Source organism: Weizmannia acidilactici (genome assembly GCF_008974185.1).
In the GTDB taxonomy this organism is placed as follows: Bacteria; Bacillota; Bacilli; order Bacillales; family Bacillaceae_C; genus Weizmannia; species Weizmannia acidilactici.
In genome coordinates this window covers 1-1715 of sequence record NZ_BKZP01000075.1, presented here as the reverse complement: position 1 = coordinate 1715, position 1715 = coordinate 1, and the positions used below count along the sequence as shown (strand labels likewise).

General features: G+C 33.8%; 1 protein-coding gene. It reads right to left on the bottom strand.

Features of this window, described 5'->3' with window-relative positions; genetic code table 11:
- Nucleotides 1–205: 205 nt before the first annotated feature.
- Nucleotides 206–1516: a transposase gene (locus BpJC4_RS15700; RefSeq protein ID WP_151698185.1), complete on the bottom strand. Its 1311-nt coding sequence runs from the start codon at nucleotides 1514–1516 to the stop codon at nucleotides 206–208.
- Nucleotides 1517–1715: the final 199 nt, after the last annotated feature.

The window sequence follows — 1715 nt, the reverse complement described above, 5'->3', positions numbered from 1 at the left end:
AACTCATGCCAGTTCTGAAGAGTAAATTCATCAATTTTTAGATGTTTTATGATAAAATGACTTATCCACATTTAGAAAATTTTTCCATCTATTTTTTCTGCTTTCAAAGCCAAAAAGAGCCGAATTTGCAAATTTCTTTTTTAAAATTGTGGATAACTTCAAAAAAACCTTTTTTTACATCACATCCTTTGCTATAATATAACCATTAAGTAAACCTTACTTGTATTGGCTTACTTAAATGGGTGAAATCCTCGTCTGTTAAAATGCGTGTCCGAAACGATTCCAACAGATTTGAGGATTTTTCTTTTGCCGTTTTTTTGAGTGCTTTTAAGATTGACGAACCTTTTTCAAACAGCTGTCTAATAATATCTGTTATTTGAACTAATAAATAATGATTTTTCATGGCTGTGTAGTTTTGGCTATTGGCATGTTCTATATTGTAACGATTATTTTTTTGTTCGTTAAATCCTTGATTTTCAATCTTCCAGCGGCTTCTTCCTGCAGCGATGAGTCGTTCCACGTTCTTTTTCGTGATTTTAATATCCGTTATAAATACATACTCTTTCGATTTCCCATCCTCTGTTTTCATTGTGGCCTCCATCAGATTGACCGTTCTGTCTTTGTAGGCAATATCATTCACCCAAACTAATGAATTCTGATCCTTACTTTGTTCCAGCTCTTTTATTGCCTTAAACTCCGTCGAGATACTTTTAATTCTCCCTTCCTTAAATCTGCATATATATTTCCATTTGTGCGCCCTGCACAGATTAAATACCGTTTCACATGCATAGAGACTATCTCCCAAGATACAAATCGGTAGTCTTTTAAATATTTTTTTTATTTTCTTTGCCAGCCTGTCGAAGGCTTTTAATTCACAATCTTGCTTAGAAACATTTTCTGATTCATTTTCGATAAATTCGGAGGCAATACTGAAGACCATATCCCCCACGACAAGCTTGGCTTCAAGTACATGGTGCATATAAAGTACGTTCGTTTCTCCTGTTTCTTTATTTGTATATGCCCGTCTCAGGCAGTGTTTACAATGTTTCTCATGAAAGGTGTGTAATCCAGTTCCATCAATGATGACACCCCAGTACTTTCCTTCAATTCGATAAGACTCGAGAGACCTTTTTTTCAATAATTCTTTAATCATATACGTTCTAATTTTTTCTAATTCATTTACATCTAAGCCAGATAAAAAGTCGTTAATTGTATCATAATGTGGAAGTTCTTCAAGAGAATCTAAGCCTAACACCTTCCCTACATTTTTAATACATTCTTCTTTATTAAAACTCTCACTCATGTTTCTCATGGATTTTAGGCCGGTCATATTTTTCAACATTATCGTAAATAAAAGGACCTCTGGACCATAAGTGATATAGCTTTGATGTCGGTGGTCTGCTACCTTTTTTAGGTTATTCATCAGGTCTTTGAAAAAATGCTTCTGAATTTTAAGGAACTCGAAAAAATAATTTGCTTCTTTTTCACGATTTCTTTTTTCTTTTCTGGTAACCAAAATAAAAACCTCCTCAAAACAGCCAAGTTTAATTAGGGCTTGCTGAACGAATCAAATTTTAGCTTGTATTCGACTTGTCACTAAGCCATGCCAAAATATTCGTCCAGCAAGCTCTAATTATTTAAATTATTACATATTTAGCCGCGTTTTTGGGGGGGATAGTTAAATTATCACGAAAAATTTTTACTCCTCAGAGCTG